Annotated in this window: 18 protein-coding genes; 7 read left to right on the plus strand and 11 right to left on the minus strand. The window is 62.7% G+C overall.

The genetic code is table 11. The features are described 5' to 3' along the window. Positions 1 to 14: 14 nt before the first annotated feature. The 4 genes from AC0C6X_RS02110 to edd all read left to right on the plus strand — a co-directional run bounded on the left by AC0C6X_RS02110 (position 15) and on the right by edd (position 5,592). Positions 15 to 1,301, plus strand: coding sequence for an NAD(P)/FAD-dependent oxidoreductase (locus AC0C6X_RS02110; protein WP_472951671.1), 1,287 nt, complete (start codon positions 15 to 17; stop codon positions 1,299 to 1,301). Between the two features lie 95 nt (positions 1,302 to 1,396). Continuing rightward, entirely contained in the window at positions 1,397 to 2,872 is a 1,476-nt protein-coding gene (gene zwf / locus AC0C6X_RS02115) for a glucose-6-phosphate dehydrogenase (protein ID WP_173515639.1), read from the plus strand. 7 nt (positions 2,873 to 2,879) lie between these two features. After that, positions 2,880 to 3,578 (plus strand): 6-phosphogluconolactonase, encoded by a 699-nt coding sequence (gene pgl, locus AC0C6X_RS02120; RefSeq protein ID WP_173515638.1) that lies wholly within the window; start codon positions 2,880 to 2,882, stop codon positions 3,576 to 3,578. A 193-nt stretch (positions 3,579 to 3,771) separates the two neighbouring features. After that, on the plus strand, positions 3,772 to 5,592 hold the full coding sequence (edd, locus tag AC0C6X_RS02125; RefSeq protein ID WP_472951674.1) for a phosphogluconate dehydratase: 1,821 nt from the start codon (positions 3,772 to 3,774) through the stop codon (positions 5,590 to 5,592). Between the two features lie 144 nt (positions 5,593 to 5,736). On the opposite strand, the gene AC0C6X_RS02130 is transcribed toward edd, so the two are convergent. The 6 genes from AC0C6X_RS02130 to AC0C6X_RS02155 form a co-directional block, all read right to left on the minus strand. Continuing rightward, positions 5,737 to 6,147 (minus strand): hypothetical protein, encoded by a 411-nt coding sequence (locus tag AC0C6X_RS02130; protein WP_173515636.1) that lies wholly within the window; start codon positions 6,145 to 6,147, stop codon positions 5,737 to 5,739. Between the two features lie 135 nt (positions 6,148 to 6,282). Continuing rightward, positions 6,283 to 7,371, minus strand: coding sequence for an ABC transporter ATP-binding protein (locus tag AC0C6X_RS02135; protein ID WP_472951676.1), 1,089 nt, complete (start codon positions 7,369 to 7,371; stop codon positions 6,283 to 6,285). A 53-nt stretch (positions 7,372 to 7,424) separates the two neighbouring features. Beyond that, positions 7,425 to 9,077, minus strand: a complete 1,653-nt coding sequence (bglA, locus tag AC0C6X_RS02140) for a beta-galactosidase BglA (RefSeq protein WP_376741646.1) — start codon at positions 9,075 to 9,077, stop codon at positions 7,425 to 7,427. Between the two features lie 27 nt (positions 9,078 to 9,104). Next, complete coding sequence (locus AC0C6X_RS02145) at positions 9,105 to 10,250, minus strand: carbohydrate ABC transporter permease (RefSeq protein WP_247958090.1); 1,146 nt, start codon at positions 10,248 to 10,250, stop codon at positions 9,105 to 9,107. A 1-nt stretch (position 10,251) separates the two neighbouring features. Then, entirely contained in the window at positions 10,252 to 11,265 is a 1,014-nt protein-coding gene (locus tag AC0C6X_RS02150; protein WP_376741617.1) for a carbohydrate ABC transporter permease, read from the minus strand. 189 nt (positions 11,266 to 11,454) lie between these two features. Then, positions 11,455 to 12,813 carry an ABC transporter substrate-binding protein gene (locus tag AC0C6X_RS02155; protein ID WP_472951679.1) on the minus strand — a complete coding sequence of 453 codons (1,359 nt, stop codon included), beginning with the start codon at positions 12,811 to 12,813 and terminating at the stop codon, positions 11,455 to 11,457. A 292-nt stretch (positions 12,814 to 13,105) separates the two neighbouring features. Between AC0C6X_RS02155 and AC0C6X_RS02160 the strand changes: the two genes are divergently transcribed. Next, positions 13,106 to 14,137, plus strand: a complete 1,032-nt coding sequence (locus AC0C6X_RS02160; protein WP_472951681.1) for a LacI family DNA-binding transcriptional regulator — start codon at positions 13,106 to 13,108, stop codon at positions 14,135 to 14,137. 48 nt (positions 14,138 to 14,185) lie between these two features. Here the strand turns inward: AC0C6X_RS02160 and folD are convergent, their stop codons facing one another. Beyond that, a complete protein-coding gene (folD, locus tag AC0C6X_RS02165) occupies positions 14,186 to 15,085 on the minus strand; it encodes a bifunctional methylenetetrahydrofolate dehydrogenase/methenyltetrahydrofolate cyclohydrolase FolD (protein WP_173515630.1) in 900 nt (299 codons plus the stop codon). Between the two features lie 249 nt (positions 15,086 to 15,334). Then, positions 15,335 to 17,338 carry a GumC family protein gene (locus AC0C6X_RS02170; RefSeq protein ID WP_472951683.1) on the minus strand — a complete coding sequence of 668 codons (2,004 nt, stop codon included), beginning with the start codon at positions 17,336 to 17,338 and terminating at the stop codon, positions 15,335 to 15,337. Positions 17,339 to 17,602: 264 nt separating this feature from the next. Between AC0C6X_RS02170 and AC0C6X_RS02175 the strand changes: the two genes are divergently transcribed. Continuing rightward, positions 17,603 to 18,868 (plus strand): lipopolysaccharide biosynthesis protein, encoded by a 1,266-nt coding sequence (locus tag AC0C6X_RS02175; RefSeq protein WP_472951685.1) that lies wholly within the window; start codon positions 17,603 to 17,605, stop codon positions 18,866 to 18,868. Positions 18,869 to 18,880: 12 nt separating this feature from the next. Here AC0C6X_RS02175 and AC0C6X_RS02180 read toward each other — a convergent pair whose 3' ends face one another. From AC0C6X_RS02180 to AC0C6X_RS02190, 3 genes are read right to left on the minus strand one after another with little or no spacing between them, the layout of a single operon-like run. Next, a complete protein-coding gene (locus AC0C6X_RS02180; protein ID WP_247958255.1) occupies positions 18,881 to 19,759 on the minus strand; it encodes a DUF6492 family protein in 879 nt (292 codons plus the stop codon). An 11-nt stretch (positions 19,760 to 19,770) separates the two neighbouring features. Continuing rightward, the gene (locus tag AC0C6X_RS02185; RefSeq protein ID WP_247958095.1) at positions 19,771 to 20,586 is read right to left on the minus strand and encodes a WecB/TagA/CpsF family glycosyltransferase; all 816 of its coding nucleotides are present in this window, start codon (positions 20,584 to 20,586) and stop codon (positions 19,771 to 19,773) included. After that, positions 20,583 to 21,821: a glycosyltransferase gene (locus tag AC0C6X_RS02190; RefSeq protein WP_247958096.1), complete on the minus strand. Its 1,239-nt coding sequence runs from the start codon at positions 21,819 to 21,821 to the stop codon at positions 20,583 to 20,585. Before AC0C6X_RS02190 ends, AC0C6X_RS02185 begins: the two co-directional genes overlap by 4 nt. A gap of 155 nt (positions 21,822 to 21,976) precedes the next feature. On the opposite strand from AC0C6X_RS02190, the gene AC0C6X_RS02195 reads away from it, so the two are divergent. Continuing rightward, entirely contained in the window at positions 21,977 to 22,966 is a 990-nt protein-coding gene (locus tag AC0C6X_RS02195) for a glycosyltransferase family 2 protein (RefSeq protein WP_173515626.1), read from the plus strand. The last annotated feature ends 114 nt before the right edge of the window (positions 22,967 to 23,080 follow it).

Raw genomic sequence — 23,080 nt, forward strand, 5'->3', positions numbered from 1 at the left:
CTCAGAGGTTCTCCATGCCCTGGCAAAGCCCCATCTCGCCCGGTTATTCCTGGTATGAGGCAACCGTTCCGGACCGACCTGAGTATCCCGTCATGCCGGGATCGCGAAAGGCCGACGTCGCGATCGTCGGCGGCGGTTATACCGGGCTGCAGGCGGCCTACAACCTGGTGCGTCAGGGCGTCGACGTGACCGTGGTCGACGCCTGCCGCTTCGGCGACGGTGCCTCTGGTCGCAATGGCGGCCAGTTAGGCACCGGGCAACGCGCCTGGGCGGACGAGACCGAGGAAAGCCTCGGTCATGAGCGGGCACAGGCGCTGTTCGACATGGCCGAGAATGCCAAGCGCTATGTGCTCGACTTCGCCAGCGCGCACGAAATCGACATCGAATTCGTGCCAGGCCAGCTCTCGGTGGGTCACAAGAAAGGTCTCGAAAAGGACTACCGCGACCATGCGGAAGCCATGGCAACGCGCTTCGGCTATCCGCACCTGTCCTTCATGGGCCGCGAGGAAACCGCAAGCCGGCTCGGATCGAGCCATTACCATTTCGGCATCCGCGACGCCGGGACCGGCCACATCCACCCGATGAAGCTGCTGGTGGGTCTCGCAAGACAGGCCGCCCTTGCCGGCGCCAATCTCTTCGAGCAGACGAAAGCCCTGAGGATCGATCGCAGCCGCGGTGCGATCGTCATCACCACGGACCGTGGCACAATCACCGCCGATCGCGTGCTCGTCGCCTGCAACGCCTATATCGGCAACCTGGAGCCGGTGAGCGCCAGCCACGTCATGCCGATCCGCTCCTTCATCGGCGCAACGACGGTGCTTTCCGACCACCCGACTGTCATTCCCGGCGGTGAATCGGTCGATGATTCGCGCTTCGTCGTGCGCTATTTCCGCAAGTCGCGGGACGGGCGGCTGCTTTTCGGCGGCCGCGAGGCCTACACCGCCGATAACCCGCGCGACATCTCGACCCACATCCGCCGACAGATCAGCGAGATCTATCCGGAACTGGCCAATATCGAGATCAGCCATGCCTGGGGCGGCTCCGTCGGCATCACCATGCCGCGCACGCCCTTCTGCCGCGAGGTCATGCCCGGCGTCACCTCGATCGGCGGCTATTCCGGCCACGGCGTGATGCTTTCCAACTATTGCGGCAAGCTCTATGCGGATCTCGCGCTCGGCAAGGACACCGAGCTCGATCTCTTGAAAGCCCTGAAAATCCCGGCTTTTCCCGGTGGTGGGCGGTTCCGCTCCTCCCTTCTCTTCCTCGCGTTAAGCTGGTACGCATTACGCGACAGGTTCTGAAAAGCGCTTCCGTGGCATTTTATTGCACCGCACTCTAGCGCTTTTAAATCGATTAGATTATATGTGCCCGTGACCTGAACAGATCGAGATATCCCATGAGCAGCCAGATCATTCCCGTCGAACCATTTGATTATGTGGTGTTCGGGGGCACCGGCGATCTTGCGGAGCGCAAGCTGTTGCCGGCGCTCTATCATCGCCAGTTGGAAGGCCAGATCACCGAGCCGACCCGTATCATCGGCGCCTCGCGCGCAGCGCTCAGCCATGAGGATTATCGCAAGTTTGCCGTCGATGCGCTGAAGGAGCACCTGAAGGCGGACGAATACAAGGAAGAGGAAGTCGCGAAGTTCGCTGCCCGCGTGTTCTACGTGTCCGTCGACGCCAAGTCGGACCAGGGCTGGGATGCGCTGAAGAAGATCCTCGAAGAGGGCAAGGAGCGCATCCGCGCCTTCTACCTCGCAGTCGGCCCGGCGATCTTCGGCGACATTTCCGAACGCATCCGCGATCACAAGCTGATCACCAAAAACACCCGCATCGTCGTCGAAAAGCCGATCGGCCGCGACCTCGCCTCGGCGACCGAACTCAACGACACGATCGGCAAGGTCTTCCGCGAAGAGCAGATCTTCCGCATCGACCACTATCTCGGCAAGGAGACGGTGCAGAACCTGATGGCGCTGCGCTTCGCCAATGCGCTCTACGAGCCGCTGTGGAACTCCGCCCATATCGACCATGTGCAGATCACCGTGTCGGAAGCCGTCGGCCTCGAAAACCGCGCCGGCTACTACGACAAGGCGGGCGCGCTGCGCGACATGGTGCAGAACCACATCCTGCAACTCGTCTGCTTCGTCGCCATGGAAGCGCCGACCTCGATGGACGCGGAAGCGGTCCGCGACGAAAAGCTCAAGGTTCTCCGCGCGCTGAAGCCGATCACCTCGGCGAATGTCGAGCAGGTGACGGTGCGCGGCCAGTACCGCGCCGGTGCTTCGGCCGGCGGTCCGGTCAAGGGCTACCTCGAGGAGCTCGAAGGCGGCATCTCGAACACCGAGACCTTCGTGGCGATCAAGGCCGAGGTCAGCAACTGGCGCTGGGCCGGCGTACCCTTCTACATCCGCACCGGCAAGCGTCTCGCCGGCCGCATGTCGGAGATCGTCATCACCTTCAAGCAGATCCCGCACTCGATCTTCGACAACAATGCCGGCCGCATCTCGGCCAACCAATTGGTCATCCGCCTGCAGCCGAACGAAGGCGTGAAGCAGTCGCTGATGATCAAGGACCCTGGCCCGGGCGGCATGCGCCTGCGCAACGTTTCGCTCGACATGAGCTTCGCCGAGGCGTTTGCCGTGCGCAACGCTGACGCCTATGAGCGGTTGCTCTTCGACGTCATCCGCAACAACCAGACACTGTTCGTGCGCCGCGACGAAGTCGAGGCTGCGTGGAAGTGGGTCGACCCGATCCTGAAGGCCTGGGAGGAAACCGGGCAGCAGGTCCAGGGCTACACCGCCGGCACTTGGGGTCCGAGCCAGTCGATCGCGCTGATAGAGCGTGACGGCCGCACCTGGAACGATGCGATATAGGTGCCCGATGACGACGCAGCTTCATACCTTCGAGAACGGCACGGCACTGGCGGAAGGCCTGGCTGAAGCCGTAAGCAGTGCACTTTCTGCCGGCATCGCGACGCGCGGCGCCGCGAGCATCGCGGTTTCCGGCGGCTCGACGCCCAAGGCTTTCTTCCAGGCGCTGTCCAGGAAGGACATCGCCTGGGACAAGGTAACGGTAACGCTCGTTGACGAACGTTTCGTGCCGCCGGAAAGTGACCGTTCGAACCACGGCCTGGTTGCCACCAACCTGCTTCAGGGCAAGGCAGCCAAGGCCAAGTTCCTGCCCCTTTACCACGCGGCTCCGACCGCTGAAGCTGCCGCGGAACTTGCAAGCCGGGAAACGGCCGCAATCGGCGCACCGTTCGACGTGGCCATTCTCGGGATGGGAACGGACGGGCATACGGCGTCGTTCTTCCCCGGTGGGTCGCAACTCGCGCGTGCCATCGATCCGGCAACGCCGCGCGGGGTGATCACGATGGAGGCAGAAGGCGCCGGCGAACCCCGCCTGACCTTCACCTTTGCCAGCCTCCAGGATGCGCGGCTGCTGGTGCTGCACATCGAGGGCGAAGGCAAGAAGACCGTTCTCGCCAAGGCGGAAGAAGCCGGCGACGAGAAAGATATGCCGATCCGCGCGATGCTGCGCCGTGCCGCATCGCCGGTGCAGATTTACTGGGCGCCGTAGATCGAATGCTGTTGGGTCGAACAGGCCCAATATCAAAGTGGAGACACGTTCAGCCTGTGGTGCGCCCCACCGGAACGGACACGTGTTTCTGAGAACTGCCGGGACGCGACGTGCGCTCTCCCAAGCCCGCCACGCTCCGGACCGATGACTGGATGAAGATGAGGAGTCCCAAGACTCCGGAACAGGATTTGCCATGTCCGCCGATTCCCGCATTGCCTCGATCACCGCTCGCATCGTCGAGCGTTCGAAACCGCACCGCGAACCCTATCTGGACCGCATCCGCCTTGCAGGGTCGAGCGGCCCGCACCGCAGCGTCCTCGGCTGCGGTAACCTTGCGCACGGATTTGCCGTCTGTTCCCCCGCCGAGAAGGTAGCGCTTGCGGGCGACCGCGTGCCCAATCTCGGCATCATCACCTCCTATAATGACATGCTCTCGGCGCACCAGCCGTTCGAGACCTATCCGGCGCTGATCCGCGAAGCCGCCCGCGAGGCGGGTGGCGTCGCCCAGGTTGCCGGCGGCGTGCCGGCCATGTGCGACGGCGTCACGCAGGGGCAGCCGGGCATGGAGCTGTCGCTCTTCTCGCGCGATCTCATTGCCATGGCCGCCGGCGTCGGCCTGTCGCACAACATGTTCGATTCCACCGTCTATCTCGGCGTCTGCGACAAGATCGTACCGGGCCTCGTCATCGCGGCGCTGACCTTCGGCCACCTGCCGGCCGTCTTCGTGCCCGCCGGTCCGATGACTTCGGGCCTGCCGAACGACGAGAAGGCGCGCGTACGCCAGCTCTTTGCCGAAGGCAAGGTCGGCCGTGACGAGCTTCTCGAAGCGGAATCAAAGTCCTATCACGGACCAGGCACCTGCACCTTCTACGGCACGGCCAATTCCAACCAGATGCTGATGGAGATCATGGGCTTCCATCTGCCGGGCGCCTCCTTCATCAATCCCGGCACGCCGCTGCGCGACGCGCTGACGAAGGAAGCGGCCAAGCGGGCGCTGGCGATCACCGCCATGGGCAACGAGTTCACGCCCGCCGGCGAAATGATCGACGAGCGCTCGATCGTCAACGGCGTCGTCGGCCTGCATGCGACCGGCGGCTCGACCAATCATACGATGCATCTCGTCGCCATGGCGCGTGCCGCCGGCATCGTGCTTACCTGGCAGGATATCTCCGAGCTCTCCGACATCGTGCCGCTTCTGGCGCGCGTCTATCCGAACGGGCTTGCCGACGTGAACCACTTCCATGCCGCCGGCGGCATGGGTTTCCTGATCAGCCAGTTGCTGAGCGCCGGCCTGCTGCACGACGACGTACGCACCGTTTTCGGCCAGGGGCTCGACGCCTACAAGATCGACGTCCGGCTCGGCCCCAATGGTGGCGTCGTACGCGTGCCGACACCGAAGGAAAGTGCCGATCCGAAGGTGCTGGCGACCATCGACCAGCCTTTCCAGCACACCGGCGGCCTGAAGATGCTGACCGGCAATCTCGGCAAGGCGGTCATCAAGATCTCCGCCGTCAAGCCGGATCGCCATGTCATCGAGGCCCCGGCGAAAATCTTCCACGATCAGGCCGAACTCAACGCCGCCTTCAAGGCCGGCAAGCTCGAGGGCGATTTCGTCGCCGTGGTGCGCTTCCAGGGCCCGAAGGCCAATGGCATGCCGGAACTGCACAAACTGACGACCGTGCTCGGCATCCTGCAGGATCGCGGCCAGCGCGTCGCCATCCTCACCGACGGGCGCATGTCCGGCGCCTCCGGCAAGGTGCCTGCAGCAATCCACGTGACACCGGAAGCCAAGGATGGCGGCCCGATCGCCCGCATCCAGGAAGGCGATATCGTCCGCATCGACGCCGTCACCGGAACGATCGAGGTCCTGGTCGAGGACATCGCGCTGAAGACGCGCGTGCCCGCGCATGTCGATCTCTCGGACAACGAGTTCGGCATGGGTCGCGAGCTTTTCGCGCCGTTCCGGGCGATTGCAGGTGCTGCCGACCAGGGCGCCAGCGTTCTCTTCAACTGAGGCGTAAGGAGCGCCGCCTCCTGATCCGGGGCGGTGCTTTTCAGGAAAGCCGATAGGGTCGCTGCATGGCTATGGTCCGATCCGGTGGCGAGGAACACAACCATCCATTGAGTTCTGCGGGACAGTCAAGCCCGAGGTCACTGGTTAACGGTAGATGTCGAGCGTCCGGTTGCGATGGTTCGGATGCGTGCTGTAGACGAAGATGCGATTGAGATCGCGGTCGGTCAGCAGCCGGAGAAACCGCGCTTCGATGAGATTGTTGGCATGCACGCGCTTCAACAAGCAGCCGACCATCTGGATGCGGGCACTCGGGATATCGAGATAAAAGTTCTGCGGCAGTTGATACTGCGTCAGAATACTGAGGACGGCACCGCTCTTCGACAGCTTGATGATTTCGCAGCGCCGCGAGCTCAACTGCGTCATGCCCTTCTCGGTATACTCGATGCGCGCCTCGTTCCGTGTGTCCTCCATGGGAAAGTTCGCTTCCCGATCGTACATGAACGACTCTTCCTTGTTCAGGAAGTGCCGCTGCATTACAGGCGCCGCGCCTCTCATCGATATGCCTTTCTTATCCCCTTTTGAGACAGGGTAGCGGCAGAGATTTAACAGAGGGTTTGATCTGCAGGTTGCATTGAAAAAACCCGCCCGATTTCCCGGGCGGGTCGAAAAGCCCGAGGTCGGTATCGTCACTCAGGCGCGATAGCTGCGGCCTTCGGCATCGAAGAGGTGCAGCTTGGCCTTGTCGGCGGTGAAGCGCACCTTGTCGCCGCGATGAACCGGCAGGATGCCGGGGATCTTGGCGATGATCGGCTCCTTGTCCACGAGCCCTTCGATGTAGAGCAGCGTCACTTCGCCGAGCGCCTCGACGATGGAGACCGTGCCTTCAAACAGGAAGTCCTCGCCAGTCGTGACCTGCAGGTCTTCCGGCCGTACGCCGAAGCTCGCCGTCTTGCCGTTTTGCAACGAGTCCGTCGGGATATCCAGCGTCACGCTCTTGCCGCCGGTCAGCTTCACCGTCGTTTGCGCGCCGGTGGCGGTAACGGTTGATGGAATGATGTTCATCGCCGGCGAGCCGATGAAGCGGGCAACGAAGAGATTGGCCGGACGCTCATAGAGCTCCAGCGGTGCGCCGACCTGCTCGATGTGGCCCTGTGACAGCACCACGATGCGATCGGCGAGCGTCATCGCCTCGACCTGATCGTGGGTGACGTAGATCATCGTCGTATCCGACATCTGCTCGCTGAGCTTGGCGATCTCGATGCGGGTGGCGACGCGAAGCGCCGCGTCCAGGTTCGAGAGCGGCTCGTCGAACAGGAAGACCTTGGGGTTGCGGCAGATCGCGCGGCCGATGGCGACGCGCTGGCGCTGGCCGCCGGACAGTGCCTTCGGCAACCGGTCGAGATATTTGGTGAGCTGCAGGATTTCGGCGGCGTTGCGCACGCGGCGGTCGATCTCCTCCTTCGTCTCCTTGGCAATCCGCATGCCGAAAGCCATGTTGTCGTAGACCGTCATGTGCGGGTAGAGCGCGTAGGACTGGAACACCATGGCGATGCCGCGCTTCGACGGCGGCACGGTGTTGACGCGCTCGCCGTCGATGAACATGTCACCGCCGGTAATCTCTTCGAGACCGGCGATCATGCGCAACAGCGTCGACTTTCCACATCCGGAGGGGCCGACGAAGACGATGAACTCGCCCTGCTTGATGTCGAGATTGATGCCATGAATGACATCGACCGCGCCGTAGGACTTGCGGATATCTTTAAGCAGCAGACCTGTCATCACACCCTCCCCTTCGGTTCTTCCCGTCTATCCTTGCTCTCATAATTCGGTCCTCAGACCAGCCGCGCGAAAAACGCGCCCCAGGCCGGCAGTTTCACAGTTTTGTCCTGGACCTCCGCGACGAAGCCGTGTCCTTCCAACGCGGCAACCGGCTCGTTCGGCAGGGCGGCCGTCGCCGGTGCGCCGCTCATGTTGAACAGGCAGAAGAGCTTCTCGTTGCCGTAGCTGCGCACGAAGGCGAGAACCTCTCCATCGGTGCTGAGGAACGCGATCTCGCCCTTGGCGAAAGCCGGATGGGCTCTTCTGAACTGCAAGAACCGGCGGTAATGTTCGAGAACGGACGCCTGGTCTCCCTGCTGCACCGATACGGCGCGGGCGAGATGTTCCGCCGGCACCGGCAGCCAGGGTTTTGCGCTGCCGAAGCCGCCGTTGACCTTCGCACCGTCCCAGACCATCGGCGTACGGCAGCCGTCGCGGCCCTTGAAATCGGGCCAGAACTGGATGCCATAGGGATCCTTCAGATCCTCATAGGCAAGTTCGGCTTCCGTCAGCGCGAGTTCCTCGCCCTGATAGATGCAGACCGATCCCCGGAGCGACATCAGCAGGCTCGCGAGCAGCTTCGCATGGGCGTCGCGATCGGCAACACCATCGCCCCAGCGGCTGACATGGCGCACGACATCGTGGTTGGAGAAGGCCCAGCAGGCCCAGCCCTCGGGTGCTGCCTTCTCGAAATTGCGGAGAACCTCGGCAACGGTGGCCGGCGTCAGCGGATCCGGCGCCAGGAACTCGAAGGCGTAGCACATATGCATCTTGTCGCCGCCGGAGGTGTATTCTCCGGCAATCTCGAGGCCGCGCTGGCTGTCGCCGACTTCGCCGACCGCCGCAATCGCCGGAAACTCGTCCATGACCGCGCGGAAGCGCTTCAGGAATTCCAGGTTCTCCGGCTGGTTCTTGTCGTAGAGATGTTCCTGATAGTTGTAGGGGTTCACGGCCGGGGCAGTCTGGGCATTGCGGCGCTCGGGCGCCAGCGCCGGATTGTCGCGCAGCTTCTTGTCGTGGAAGTAGAAGTTGATGGTGTCGAGGCGGAAACCGTCGACGCCGCGCTCCAGCCAGAAACGCTCGACGCCGAGCAGCGCCTCCTGAACTTCCGGATTGTGCAGGTTGAGGTCCGGCTGCGAGGTCAGGAAGTTGTGCAGGTAGTATTGCAGGCGGGTCGGATCCCAGGCCCAGGCCGAACCGCCGAAGATCGACAGCCAATTGTTGGGCGGGGTGCCATCCGGCTTCGAATCCGCCCAGACGTACCAGTCGGCCTTGGCGTTCGTCCGGCTCGACCGGCTTTCGACGAACCAGGGATGCTGGTCGGAGGTGTGCGACAGCACGAGATCGATCATCACCCGGATGCCGAGGCGGTGTGCCTCCGATATCACGGCGTCGAAATCGGCAAGGCTGCCGAAGATCGGATCGATGTCCGTATAGTTGGAGACGTCGTAACCGAAGTCCTTCATCGGCGAGGTGAAGAACGGAGAAATCCATATGGCATCGGCACCGAGTGCTGCGATGTGCGGCAGCCGGGCAACGATACCCTTGAGGTCACCGATGCCGTCGCCGTTCGAGTCCTGGTAGGAGCGCGGATAGATCTGGTAGATCACCGCGCCGCGCCACCAGTCCCGGTCAGGCTGCAAAGTGGATTGGCTCATTTCGGTCATGCTCATTTTGGTCGAAAGTCCCTTTTGTCAGCCGCCCTTGACCGATCCCGCCAGCAGACCGCGCACGAGATAGCGCTGCAGGCTGAAGAAGACGATCAGCGGAACGACGATGGTGATGAAGGCGGAAGCCGTCAGGATTTCCCAATTGCCGCCGCGTGAACCGAGCAAGTTGACGAGCCGACCGGTCAGAACCAGTTCGTCAGGCCCCGCGCCCAGGAACACGATCGCGACCAAGAGGTCGTTCCAGGTCCACAGGAACTGGAAGATCGCAAAGGAGGCGAGCGCCGGGAAGGACAGCGGCAGGATGATCTTGACGAAGATATCGAAATCGCTGGCGCCGTCGACGCGGGCGGATTCCATGATTTCGCGCGGCAGGCCGGCCATGTAGTTGCGAAGCAGATAGATCGCGAGCGGCAGACCGAAGCCGGTATGCGCAAGCCAGATGCCGACATAGGTCTTGGCCGGCACACCGAAAAACGCACCCACGCCGTTGTAGAGCTTCAGCAGCGGAATCAGCGACATCTGCAGCGGCACGACCAGCAGGCCGACGACGACGGCGATCAGGATCGCCCGGCCGGGAAACGGCATCCAGGCGAGCGCATAAGCGGCGAAGGCAGCGATCATGATCGGGATGATCGTCGCGGGAACGGCAACGGTCAGCGAGTTGATGAAGGACCGGCCGATGTTTTCGGCGCCCAGCACCTCGGCATAATTGTCGAAGGTGAAACGTGGCGGCGACGACGCGGTCACGAAGATACGCTGGCCGCGTGAACCCTCTATTTTCTTGTCGGAGACGATCTCGAAACTGCCGTCAGCCTGAACGGTCAGCTTTTCGCCGTCGTTGAGTTCGGCGGTTTCGCCGGCCTTGAAGGCGGTCGGCTCGCGGCTCGAAAAACCGAAAGCGGAGATCTGACCGGTCTGTCCGTCGAGCAGGTTACCGGAAATCACGAACTTGCCGTCGCGCTCCACCTGGGTGTCCGGGCCGGGCGCCCGGACGACGATGTTCTGCGACGATGTCGAAAGCGCCGTCCACCAGCCGGACACGGCAAGCTGATCCTTGTCGCGCAGCGACGAGATCAACAGGCCGGCGGTCGGCAGCGTCCAGAGCGCAACGATCAGCAGCACCGAGAGGTGGACGACCCACATGAGGGGGGAGCGTGTCGCTGGATTCATCTCAATGCCCCTTCATTTCCTTGGCCGCGTTGCGGATGTTCCAGACCATGATCGGGATAACGAGGATCATGATGACGACGGCGATCGCCGCGCCGCGACCGAAGTCACCGCCCCCGCGGAACATCCAGTCGAACATGAGGTTGGCGAGCACCTGGCTCTGCCATTGGCCATTGGTCATGGCGAGAACGATATCGAAGACCTTCAAAACCAGAATGGTGATGGTCGTCCAGACGACGGCGATCGTGCCCCAGATCTGCGGCACCATGATCTTGAAGAAAATCTGCCAGCCATTGGCGCCGTCGATGACGGCCGCTTCGATCGTTTCTTCGGGAATGCCGCGAAGCGCCGCGGACAGGATCACCATGGCGAAACCGGTCTGGATCCAGACGAGGATCGCCATCAGGAAGAAATTGTTCCAGAAGGGCAACGTGATCCAGGCCTGCGGGGCACCGCCGAAGGCGACGACGATGGCGTTCAGAAGACCGATCTGCTCGGCACCCTCCGGGCGAAAATCGTAGATGAATTTCCAGATGACCGCGGCGCCGACGAAGGAGATCGCCATCGGCATGAAGATCAGTGTCTTGGCGATATTGCCCCACCAGATACGATCGGTCAGCGCAGCGATGATAAGACCGAAAAAGGTTGCGAGCGCGGGGACCACCAGCAGCCAGAGGAAGTTGTTGTAGATCGACTGGCGGAACTCGCCGTCGTTGATCATCCAGGCATAATTGCTGGCGCCGACGAAGTTCTGTCCCGCGCGATCATGAACGCTGTACCAGAGCGACATGAAGACGGGATAGATAAGATACACTGTCAGCGCAAGGAGCGCCGGCCCCAGGAACAGCCACGGGCGGATGGCGTTGGTGATGCGCAGGTTTCGTGACGCAATCGCGCCGGATTTCCCTTTCGACGGGAAGATCAGGTCGAGAATGAAACTGGTTCCCCAGAAATAGGCGGCACAGCCGATGACCCCGCCCAGCATGAACCCTGCAGCCTTCACAAGCTGAAACAACATGACATGTCCCTCCCCCTCGGTGCACGATCACGTGCAGGGCTGGCGATTGTCGCCGTTCTCATTGGGGCCCGCCACTTCTCATAGTTGAGAGCGGGAGGCGAACGGAAAACGGCATACATTTTCCTCGTCCCGCACTGGCGTGCCCGGGTCGGCAACGGGCGGCATTTCTGCCGCCCGTCATCGGTTGTGTTACTTGATGGCGTCCCAAGCCTTCTGGACGCCGTCGGCGACGTCGGCGGACGACTTGCCGCCGACGAAATCGACCATGCCGGTCCAGAACGCGCCTGCGCCGATCTTGCCCGGCATCAGGTCGGAACCGTCGAAGCGGAAGGTGGTGGCGTTCAAGAGGATCTCGCCCTGCTTCTTCAGCGGCGGGTTGCCGTAAGTCTCGACGTTGACGCTCTTGTAAGGCGTCAGGAAGCTCGTCTGTGCCATCCAGACTTCATGCGCGATCGGCGTCTTCAGGAAGTCGATGAAGGCCCGTGCGGCCGGCGAATCCTTGGTGATCATCGCCAGCGTGCCGGCGCCGAGCACCGGATTGCCGAGGTCCTTCTTGCTCTCATATGGCGGCATGTAGAAGAAGTCGGCGTCTTCGCCGATCACCGTTCCCTCCGGGAAGAAGGACGGAATGAACGATGCCTGGTGGTGCAGGTAGCACTTCGGCGGCGAGGCGAAGAGACCTTTCGGGCTGTCGCGGAAGTCGGTGGAGGCAACGGCTGCGGCACCGCCATCGACGAACTTGTCGTTCTTGGCGAACCAGCCGAATTCATCGAGCGCACCGACGATGGCGGGGTCGGTGAACGGGATCTCGTTCTTGACCCACTTGTCATAGACGTCGGCCGGCTGCGTGCGCAGCATCAGGTCTTCCACCCAGTCGGTCGCCGGCCAGCCGGTCGCGCCGCCGGAACCGAGGCCGATGCACCAGGGCTTGCCGCCGTCGGCGGCGATCTTCTCGGTCAGCGCCTTCAGCTCTTCCATGGTCTTCGGCACTTCGTAGCCGGCGTCCTCGAAGTTTTCCGGCACGTACCAGACGAGCGACTTCACGTCGATCTTGTAGGGAAACCCATAGAGCGCGGCGTTGCCGTCCTTGCCCTTGTAGGTCGAGAGATCGACCCAGGACTGGCCGGCGGCGTAGTTGTCGAGCAGCCACTTCTGGGTGTCGTCGCCAAGCGGCGTCAGGTAGCCCTTGGAGGCGAGATCGGCAATCAGACCCGGCTGCGGGAGGATCGAGATTTCGGAGGGGCTGCCGGCCTGTGTGTCGATGACGATCTGTTGCTCATAGTTTTCCGAGGACGAATACTTGATTTCTGCGCCGGTCGCCTCGGTGAAATAGGCGTAGACGCTCTTGAACAGAGCCTCGTCCTCGCCGCGCCACGGACCGAAGATGGTCAATGTCTGACCCTTGAGGTCGTGGCCCTTCTTGAATTCCTCGAAGCTTGCCCAGTTGAACTTGTTATCTTCACCCGGCTTGAACTTGAGGTCCGCGGCGCCGGCGGTTCCTGCAAACAGGGCAAACGCCGCCACGCCCAATAGCAATGATCTCTTCACGTCCTTCTCCTCCCAAGATGAACCCGGATCCCGCCGGGCAGACGACAATGCGCAAAAATTCAAAGCGCTTTGAGTTCGCTAACAAACCATTGCGACACTCCAGGAGTCAAGAGCTTTCCCATCCCTGTCCCCGATGCGACGAATTTGTGCTTTGCGGTAACATTTTGCACCGCGCAATGGTTGAATTCCGCTTTGTCGCTCGAAAAACGGATGCTACACCAAGCCTCGGCGCTGGGACCAAACACCAAAAATCATACGGATATCCAAAGCGCTTTGGGAGGAAATCCTGGCCATGGCGGTCAATCTCAAGCAACTTGCGGAACTGCTCGGCCTGTCGCAGACGACGGTCAGCCGGGCACTGAACGGCTATCCGGAGGTCAATGCCGAGACCCGCCGGCGCGTGCTCCAGGCCGTGCGCGAGACGGGGTACAGGCCTAACCGCGCCGCCCAGCGGCTGGCCACAGGCAGGGCCTATTCCATCGGCATGGTCATGCCGATCGCACCCGGCATCGATTCCGACGTGCATTTCGGCGAGTTCCTGGCGGGCCTTGCGGAAGAGGCGGTCAAGCACGACTTCCACTTCGTGCTCAATCCGAGCGCGCCGGAAGACGAAGAAGTGACGTTCCGGCGACTGGCGGCAAGCGGCAATGTCGATGCCCTGTTCCTTGCCTATATGCGCGCCAACGACCCGCGGATCGCCATGCTGAAATCGCTGTCGATCCCCTTTCTCGTCCATGGCCGCTCGATCGGCGAAAGCCGGGACTATCCCTTCCTCGACATCGACAATACGGCCGCCTTCTACGACGCGGCGCGGCTGCTCATCCAGCTCGGGCATCAGCGCATCGCGCTCATCAACGGCCCGGAATATCTGACCTTCTCCATCCGCCGTCAGAAAGGAATGCTCAGGGCACTCTCCGAACACGGCCTCACGCTCGACGAAGCGCTGGTCCAGCATTCTTTGATGACGGACGAACACGGCTATCGCAGCATGCAGCGCTTTCTGCAGCATTCACAGCCGCCAACGGCAGTTCTGTGTTCAAGTACGGTATTGGCCCTCGGCGCCGTCCGGGCGATCAATCAGGCGGGATTGAAGATCGGCGAGGACATTTCGCTGATCGCGCATGACGACGTGTTGCCGATGTTGAAGCCCGAGAATTTCAGCGTACCGCTGACGACGACGCGCTCGTCGCTCCGGGCCGCCGGAGCCCGGATCGCCACACGGCTGATCGGCGGCATCCTGAAGCGTGGCGAGTATCCGGAACAGGAACTCTGGCGCGCCGAGCTCATCGTGCGCGCGTCGACCGGGCCGGCCCCGCAAAAATGAAAACGCGCCGCAATCGCGACGCGCCTCGATTTTCTCTGTAAAGCAGAATCAGAAGCGTGGCGGCTTGCGGCCAGCCTTGCGATAGGCGGCAATCACCGTATTCGCCATCAGCATGGCAATCGTCATCGGGCCGACACCGCCCGGAACCGGCGTGATCACGCTCGCCACCTCGGCGGCCTCGGCGAAGGCCACGTCGCCAACCAGCTTGGATTTGCCCTCGCCCCTTTCCGGCGCAGGCACCCGGTTGATGCCGACATCGATGACCGTCGCGCCGGGCTTCACCCAGTCGGCCTTCACCATTTCGGGACGCCCGACGGCGGCAACGAGGATATCGGCATTGCGGCAGACGGCCGCCAGGTCCTTGGTGCGCGAATGGGCCGTCGTCACGGTCGCATTGGCAGCGAGAAGCAAGGCTGACATCGGCTTGCCGAAGAGGTTCGAACGACCGATGACGACGGCATTTAACCCCGAGAGGTCCTCGCCGTGGGTCTGGCGCACGAAGACCATGGCACCGGCCGGCGTACAGGAGACGAGACCGCCTTCGAGATCGCCGGTCGCGAGTTTGCCGGCGTTGACGACGTGGAGGCCGTCGACATCCTTCTCCGGCAGGATCGACTGGATGATCGGCTCGGACTTCAGGTGCTTCGGCAGCGGCAACTGCACGAGAATGCCGTGAATGGAAGGATCCGCATTGAGCTCCGCAACCAGGGCGGCGAGCTCTTCCTGCGTGGTTGCCTCCGGCAGGGTGTGCTGGATCGACAGAAATCCGCACTCCTTGGCCATCTTGCTCTTCGATGAAACATAGGCGTGGCTTGCCGGATCGTCGCCGACGATCACGACGGCAAGACCCGTGCGAACACCGGCATCCGTCTCGAGCGCCTTGGTCGCGGCCTTCACAGTCTCGATGACCGAAGCGGCGACTTTTTTGCCATCAATCACGGTCGTCACAGCATGTTCCTCCTGGCTTCCTGTTCACGGGGCACACTCTAGTTCGCCCGGGAAAAGGCGATGGCCTCAAAGCGCCCTATGCTGTCCCAAACGCATAAATGCAAGAGGCGATGGAGCGCTTGGCGTTCGTTTCGCTCCCTCCGGCGGCATTTCCTTTCACAGGTGAGAGGCGAGCTTCGTTTCGCTCAAAGGCATGAGGGCGCGATGTCTGTACGATTGCCAAGTGAATGAGCCCACGCTCGGGGACGCCTAGCCACGCGCCTGTTTCTGGCGGGAGTAATGCTCGACGCGGGACCTCAGCGCGCGAAGGTCTTCCTGCACCTTGGCAATATCGCTCTCGGCTTCTGCGTACGACAATGAGCGCAGCGTGGAGCTCCCTGTTTCGCCACGACGGACGGCGGCGTAAGCGGCCGTCAGCGATTGCGCATGGTGCGCCGCGGGGTTGAACTGCGGCGGAAGATCGGACTTGGCAGGCGCCGGCTCGGACCGCGGCTGCGCGCGTTGCGAGGGTTTGGGATCATCCTCCGGCTCCGGTGGTTCTGGGTCCTGATCGCGCTGCGGCCCTGCACCAGGGTGGGCAAACAAACCGCGCATGCTGCGGTAGATGCCGAGCAGCACGCCGAGGCCGAAGCCGGCGAAGAAGCCAGCCATCGTGGCGGCAATCACGATGATCTTGCGCGAGGGGCCTTTTGCCTGCAACGCCGGCTCGGCCCTGGAGATCACCCGGATGTTCTTCGCCGTCAGCTTTTCCTCTTCGCGCGTTTCGCCGGCGCGCTTCAGGAAGGATTCGTAAATTTCGCGGGTTGCCGCGGCTTTCCGCTGCAGCTCACGCAGTTCGACGAATTCCGCGGAGGAATCGATCTGCCGCGCCTTCTGCACGGCAAGCTGCCGCATCAGGTCCTGTTCGGTGCGCTGGGCGCGATCGAGTTCGGTTCCGGCCGCGGCCGCAATGCGGCGCAGTTCGTTGGCGATTTCGGAGCGCGAGGCTTCGAGCGCCTGCTGGGTTGCGATCCGTTGCGGGTGGCGTGGCCCGAGGCTGGCGTCAAGCGCGCTCAGCTGCGCCCTGGTCGCGGCATATTGCTTGCGCAGTTCGGACAGCGCCAGCGAGCTGATTTCCTCCGGATAGGCGCCGGTCAGAACATCGTTCAGCTGCACCTTGCCGGAGGCTTCCGCTTTCGCTTTTGCTTCGGCGATGCGGTTGCGAGCGGCGGCCACCTGGTCGCTGAGGCTCAGGAGCTGCTTGTCGGCGATCAACTCGCCGCCGGCGCCGACGATGTCGTTGGTCGCCTTATAGTCCTCGACCGCCTTCTCGGCCGCATCGAGCTCGGCCTTCAATTCCTTGATGCGGGCGTCCAGCGCCACCGTCGTCTTCTGGAAGAAGCCGGATTGCGCTGCGGTTTCCTCGCCAAGGAAGGTTTCGACCAGCCGGTTGGTGATCAGCGCCGACTTCTCGGGATCACGCGTCTGTGCCTCGACCGTGACGATGAAGGTCTTCGGGTCGCGCCAGACCTGGATCGCTTCGCTCAGCTTCTTCAGCATACGGGCGGATGCGTCGCCGCCGCTCTTGCCTGCAAATTCCGCATCCTTCTCGAGGTCGAGGCCGGCTGCGACCTTCTCCATGACGGTGCGTGAGCGCAGCACTTCCAGTTGGCTGTCGACGAGCGCGAGAATGCCTTCGGTCGCCAATGATTGTTTCGACAGATCGGAATCGGTGAGCCGCACCTCGCGCGGATCGATGTAGAGCTTGCTTTCGGAGACGTAGACGCTGGGCGTCGAAAGCGCGAGCAGTATGCCGCCCACGGCACCGAGCGCAGTCGTTGCAATGATGATCTTGCGAAGCTGCCAGACGGAGCGCAGGACCGTCCCGATGTCGACGAGAGGACGGTCACCCCGTGCGTCAGCGGCGGGCGCGGCCGTCGCCTGGGTATCGTCCGATCGGCTGTCGACCAACCATCGTACCAGCCTGTCACCCATGCCGCTCAAGGCGCGGCGATGCTTGGCCGATCCCTTGCTTCCCTTCAGAGCTTTCCCGCCGCTGGTCGGCTGCGCCGCGGAACGGTTCGTGTCCCGCGCGCCGGCCCGGCCGCTCGGGCCATCGGCTGAGGGCAGGCGACTGCGCAAAGAAGAATTGGCCGCGGATGCGCCGGCCGCACGGGGCTTTTGCGCGCGCGGGGAACCGCGCGTGTCCTCGGCTACGAAGTCGAGCAACGATGCACGCGGAACCGGGCGTTTCTCGTCGTCGATGTCGAACATGACTGATCCCGCGGCTGCCGAGACGGCGAATTCCGAATAGTGAAGCCAAGCTAAGCAAACATGGAAAACAAATGGTTAATTTCGGCAGATCAGCGGGTGCAACCAGGCCGATCTCACGCCTTATTAAGCTTTCCCGGCTATGACCGTCGACGGAGAGCCGTTCCAGTAGAAGGCACTGCAGGCCCTGCATCGGAACTGCGTAAAAACAAAGAGATAGAGCGCGTCCATCGCCCCCGAGGAAAACGCGCTATTGGAACGTCGGCCGTGCCTCATCGCGTCAAAGCGCTTTACCTCCGCCACCGGGCGCTGATCCACGCCTACCTCTCCATGACCGGAGGTTCGGCCGGGCGGCTCGTGCTGTCGCTCGTCTACTTCATCGCCGTCGCGAACACGCTTGCCATCGCCGATTTTGGTCTTTTTGCCACGGCATCGGCAGCCGGCATCATGATCTCGCGCGTGCTGGCCTTCGGCTTCATGTCGCCGGTCTATCGGGTCGCGACTGTAAAGCCCCTGCTGGTCGGAACCTACAGCGCCGGCTTCCTCGTCGGCGCGGTGATCTCGCTGCCGCTGATTGCCGCCATTTGTGCGGTTACCTTTGTCGCCCTGTTTTCCCGGGACATGACGGCGAGCGCCTTTTCTGCCTTCATGCTGGCCGAAATCATCTGCTGGCGCGGATTGGAAACCGCCGTCATCGTGCTGAACGGCCTCGGCCGCTTCGGCCGTGGGGCGTTGCTCGTAGTGATCGGCACGGCGATCCGCACCGGCGCCGCATCGCTCTTCGCTCTCCTATCCTGGAAGACGCTTGAGGCATGGTCCTATTTCTACCTGGCCGCCAATGCGCTTGGCCTCGCCGTGGCGCTTTTGTGGTTCTACCCTCGCGTCCGGCTGCGCTGGAAGCCCAGGCTCTATTTTCGGCGCTGGGCGGATTCCGTCTCGGTCGCCGGTGCCGAGGTGCTGTTCTACATCCAGTCGGAATTCGACAAGATCGCCGTGCTTGCCATCGGCGGTCCGGCAGTCTCCGGCCTTTATGCCATCCTGATGCGGCTTGCCGACCTGACGGCGCTGCCGGTCAGGTCGTTCAATACCCTGCTCGTCCAGCGCATCATGCGCACGCCCGAGGCGATCGCGCGCTGGCGGACCAGATTGTCGATCGAACTTCTGGTGGCCTTGGCTTCGCTCGCGGCAATCGCGATCATGGCTCTCTATCTATGGATCTTCCCGAACGGCCTCGGCCACAACGTCTCTGCCGCCGCTCCGATCGTCGCGATGGTCCTTCTCGTTCCCTCGTTCCGCAACCTGATCGAATATCACTCCGAACTGCTCTATGCGACGGGCCGGACGGTGCGGCGCATGCTCAACCTGCTGATCGCCGGTGTGGTCAAGGTGGCCCTGCTGGTGCTGCTGCTGCGGACAACGACGGACGTTGCCGCATGGGCGCCGACGCTCAACGCGATCTTCTTGGCGCTCTACGCCCTGTCTTTCGCGCTGACCTACACGGCACTCAGGAAACCGGCCGAACGCGTCATCTGACGCCGCCGAACTTCAGGCGGCGAGTTCGACGACCGCCCGGCGGATGTCGTCGAGGTCGTGCCCGACGAAGGATTGAACGCCGATGCCGATCTGGTGGGGCGCCATGTCCTTCAGGAAATCCCTGAGGCCGGCAAGGTCCTGCCGGTAACTGTCCTCGAACCAGAGCACGTGGCAGAGCGCGGCATCGGAGGGCACATGCCCCTCCCCGGCGAGCACCTCGTCGACGAAGCGGCCATAGATCGTGCATTCGGAGAAGGCACGCGTGCGTGTCATCGCCCGCACCCAGTTCCGCCCGTGCCGCGCCTCGATATGGTCCAGCAGTTTCCGGCACGTGTCCGTGCGCCAGCCGATCAGCGTGTTGATGTAGTCGTTGGCCGGCAGCCGATAGGGACCAATGCCGAGAAGGCGGTCGGAATGGGCGAGCCACGCGAGATGGTTGGAACGCATATGTGCGTCGATCGCTCCATCCTTGCGGTAGAGCGTCAACCGATCCGCGTGCCAGAGGCTGGCGGGATCGAAGGGACGCAGGAAGACGACATCGGAGTCGACCGCAAACATCATTGCCTCGTCGATATGGCGCGCGAGCGCCAGACGACGAAGCTGTTGTGCGTGCCAGCCACGCAGCGGCAGGCCGAAAGGACTAAGCCACACTTTCCTGCGGCCGGCGGACAAGGGATCCGTGACCGGATGCAACCACCAGGGCAACAGATCGCGCTCGCTGACGACCACCCGCCGCGCCCCTTCCAGTTGCCGGAAGAGCGCGACGTCGAAGTCGGCGACCAGCAGATAGTGCTTCCAGTCGCCCTGGAGCTTGCGGTCCATGCTTTCGCACATGAGCCGGCACCGCTCGAAATCGTTCGCATAGGACGCTGTGACAACCGCAGTGCGCATGGTCTGACCGTTCACGATGTTCCCGTTCGAAGGCTGGTGTCGGCGATCGTATCGCGCGAACGTCCCGATAATTTGTGCCAGAGGACATGGCACAGGAAAAGCGGGTTTCCGAGAACGTAGCGGCGCCACATGCGCCGCGGTTCCATCGCCAGGCGAAAGAACCATTCCAGCCGCAGCCGGCGCAGGAATTTCGGCGCCCGCGGAAACTCCTGCGCAACGAAATCAAAAAGCGCACCGACGGTGATGACGAGCCGGGCATCCTGGGGGCCGACATGGGCATCGACCCATTTCTCCTGGCCCGGACTGCCCATCGCGACCAACAGGATATCGGCCTTCGACGCGCGGACTTCAGCGAGAATCTCCCGCGACCGTTCGCGGTCGAAGAAGCCATCCGAAACCGGCACGAACTCGTGCCACGGCGCATGCGCGCGAAAGTTCTCGGCGGCGCGCGCGAGCACTTTCGGCCGCGCACCGATCATCGCGATGCGCAGCGGCCTCTCGACATAGGTCAGCAATGCCGGCACGAAGTCCGTGCCATTCAGATTGGCAGGAAACATGCGGCCGTAAAAAAGATAGGAAGCGATATCGACACCGTGCCCATCCGGAAAGACCACTTGGCGCGCCAGCGCCGCCCGGTACTCCGCGTCACGCATCATCAGGTTGGCATTGTTCGCATTGAGGAAGGCGAGGACCGTTTGCCCGCTCGGCCGCGAAAGCGCTTCGGCAGCGAAGGCGAACGCCTTCGCCCAACCGAGATCGACGACCGGCATTCCGAGGATCAGACGCCGCGACAGAGAAACGTTGTTTGCGGCAACGGTCTTCGTCACGACCGCCCCCCTTCATGGACCGTCAAGTCCGGCGGTGGCGACGGCCCCTCCGCGGCGCTCGCAGGCGCAAAGCCCACCAGCACATTGCGCATCACCCGCATCAGTCTCACTTTCTGGGCACGATGGAAGGCCGAGCCGTCGAGACGTTGACGGTCGCCGGCACGCGCTCTTGCGACCTTGTCGACCAGAAGCCGCGCGAATTCCGAGGGATCGTCGGCCGCGGAGCAATTGTCGGGAACCGCATCGATGCCACGCAACGACGCCTGCGTTGCCACGCAGGGCATGCCGAGTTCAAAGGTCTCGAGGCTCTTCAGCTGCACGCCGGTGCCGCCGCGGCTGATGAGCGGGATGACCGCGCTTTCGGTGATGAAGGCTCGCGCCTCCGGCACCCGCCCGACGAAACGGACGCCCGGGTGAGAGACCGAAGGCACGCCATCCAACTGACCGGCGATCGCGATCGACATGTCCTCCGGCAGATGCGGTACAACCTCGGTGAGGAACCAGTCGAGGCCCAGCCTGTTCGGCCGCCAGCTCCACGTGCCGATCAGGCCGAGATCGTGACCGGGGTGTTGATCCGGTTCGCCGGCCGGGGCCATCGGCGTGCCCCAACCCGTTACCAGCGGCAGAACGAAGGCCCGCTCACTGACGGCGCGGCCGAAGCCGAAACGATCCGCCTCGGCAAAAGTCCAGACGGCGACCGCATTGTGCGCCAGGTGCTGCTCGTAGTGTTCGAGATATTGCGCTTCGCGCCGGAAGAGAAAGCGCTCGATGGTTCCCTTTGCCCGCTCGGCGTTCTCGAAAGCGGAATCCGCCTCGACATTGTGCGCGACATAGATCGACGGATAGGGTCGGAAGACCTGCGCGAATGCAGCCGGCAATTGCACCGAGTTGAGCACCAGCCCATCGAACGGGGCGAGGCTGTCGAGGATCGACTGAATCCGGTTTGCCGATACCGTGAGCATCTTGCCGGATGAAACCGACGTGCGGTTGAGGAAGGCGGTCGCGAGCCAGCGCAGCTTCTGAAGCGTGCCGACCCGGGCATTGGTGACCTCGAGCTCGCCGAGGAGATGCATCTCGCAATCGTGCGCGGGCGTGCGTCCCGGCTGGAGAAAACCAATGACGGTGACCCGGTGACCGAGCGCACGCAGACCGTCAAGCACGGCCCGGTTGGCGATGTCGAATCCGGACGCCGGATTGGCGACGGGAACGAGCGAAGAAACCAGGACAAGATGCATTTTGCCACACGTCATGAATGGAGCTGGGCACTTCCTTAGCAGCATGAGGTGAAAGAGCACTTAAAGCCCCCTTTCAAAATCCGCCGGACGGGTTCAGCATCTGTTTAGGAAGATTTGTTGTATTGACCGTCAATTTTGCTTGCACAGGTTTCGCCATGACGTCGACCGGCCAGGACATTTCCGTCTATTTCCGGACAGAACTGGAAGATGCCGGCGACATCGAAATCGTCGTCGTGCTGCCGACGTTCCGCCGGCCCGAACACGTCGTCAAGACGCTGAAAACCATTGTTTCCCAGAGGCCTGACGTCTCCTTTGCCACCGTCGTGGTGGAGAACGACGATGAAGGCTTGGCCGGCGCTCAGGCCGCCAAGGACTTTTTCCTGGGCCATCCATCCGAATCGATCGTCATCGTCGCGCACCAGCGCGGCAACTGCCATGCCTACAATGCCGGCTGGTCGATGGCGCTCGAGACCTATCCGAATCTCAAGGCGATCGCGATCATCGATGACGACGAGATTGCGGCACCCGAGTGGCTCGATTGCCTCATCACGGTACAGGAAACGACGGGGGCGGACATGGTCGGGGGGCCGCAACTCCCGGTCTTCGAGGGTGACGGGGGGCAGAAATGGAAGCGCCATCCGGTTTTCACGCCCCACTATGATACGACCGGGCCGGTGCCGATCCTCTATTCCTCCGGCAACGTGCTCATTACCCGGCCCGTGCTCGACACCATGCCGCGGCCGTTCCTGGACCCGGCATTCAACTTCATCGGCGGCGGCGACGCGGATTTCTACAGCCGGAGCAAGGAACAGGGATTCTGCTTCGCCTGGGCTGCCGATGCCTGGGTCGCCGAGACCGTGCCGGCACGCCGAACCAGCGCATCCTGGATTCGCGCGCGCAGCCTGCGCAACGGCGCGATCTCGACGATGCTCGAACATCGACGCGACCCGAGCTTCCGCGGGCGAATGAAAACCTTCGGCAAATCCTTGGCACTGCTCGGTGCATCGGTCCCGCGCGGCCTCGAGCTTTGGAGCAAGAGCGGCTTGGCAGGCGCCGGGCTCTACCACTTCTATGTGGCACTCGGCCGGTTGATGGCAGAGTTCGGCCTCGTCAACGAACAGTACCGCAACCCTGAGAAAAACTGACGGAAGCAGGGTTCCGAACAGCGTTTCCGAGAAAGCCCGGAACGGCTTTCCCTCCAGAATGTCGTAACGTCAAAATGAAATGATCGAGATCGGAAAGCGAGCGGCCAAACCCCG

The sequence above is a fragment of the Ensifer sp. VA4 genome, assembly GCF_055710065.1.

Excerpts from the sequence above, each read along its gene's own strand:
- AC0C6X_RS02110 (WP_472951671.1), top strand. The coding sequence starts at position 15 with ATGCCCTGGCAAAGCCCCATCTCGCCCGGTTATTCCTGGTATGAGGCA.
- edd (WP_472951674.1), top strand. The coding sequence starts at position 3,772 with ATGTCCGCCGATTCCCGCATTGCCTCGATCACCGCTCGCATCGTCGAG.
- AC0C6X_RS02195 (WP_173515626.1), top strand. The coding sequence starts at position 21,977 with ATGACGTCGACCGGCCAGGACATTTCCGTCTATTTCCGGACAGAACTG.
- AC0C6X_RS02160 (WP_472951681.1), top strand. The coding sequence starts at position 13,106 with ATGGCGGTCAATCTCAAGCAACTTGCGGAACTGCTCGGCCTGTCGCAG.
- AC0C6X_RS02180 (WP_247958255.1), bottom strand. The coding sequence starts at position 19,759 with ATGCGCACTGCGGTTGTCACAGCGTCCTATGCGAACGATTTCGAGCGG.
- AC0C6X_RS02170 (WP_472951683.1), bottom strand. The coding sequence starts at position 17,338 with ATGTTCGACATCGACGACGAGAAACGCCCGGTTCCGCGTGCATCGTTG.
- AC0C6X_RS02135 (WP_472951676.1), bottom strand. The coding sequence starts at position 7,371 with ATGACAGGTCTGCTGCTTAAAGATATCCGCAAGTCCTACGGCGCGGTC.
- AC0C6X_RS02150 (WP_376741617.1), bottom strand. The coding sequence starts at position 11,265 with ATGTTGTTTCAGCTTGTGAAGGCTGCAGGGTTCATGCTGGGCGGGGTC.
- AC0C6X_RS02190 (WP_247958096.1), bottom strand. The coding sequence starts at position 21,821 with ATGCATCTTGTCCTGGTTTCTTCGCTCGTTCCCGTCGCCAATCCGGCG.
- AC0C6X_RS02130 (WP_173515636.1), bottom strand. The coding sequence starts at position 6,147 with ATGAGAGGCGCGGCGCCTGTAATGCAGCGGCACTTCCTGAACAAGGAA.
- AC0C6X_RS02145 (WP_247958090.1), bottom strand. The coding sequence starts at position 10,250 with ATGAATCCAGCGACACGCTCCCCCCTCATGTGGGTCGTCCACCTCTCG.
- zwf (WP_173515639.1), top strand. The coding sequence starts at position 1,397 with ATGAGCAGCCAGATCATTCCCGTCGAACCATTTGATTATGTGGTGTTC.
- pgl (WP_173515638.1), top strand. The coding sequence starts at position 2,880 with ATGACGACGCAGCTTCATACCTTCGAGAACGGCACGGCACTGGCGGAA.
- bglA (WP_376741646.1), bottom strand. The coding sequence starts at position 9,077 with ATGACCGAAATGAGCCAATCCACTTTGCAGCCTGACCGGGACTGGTGG.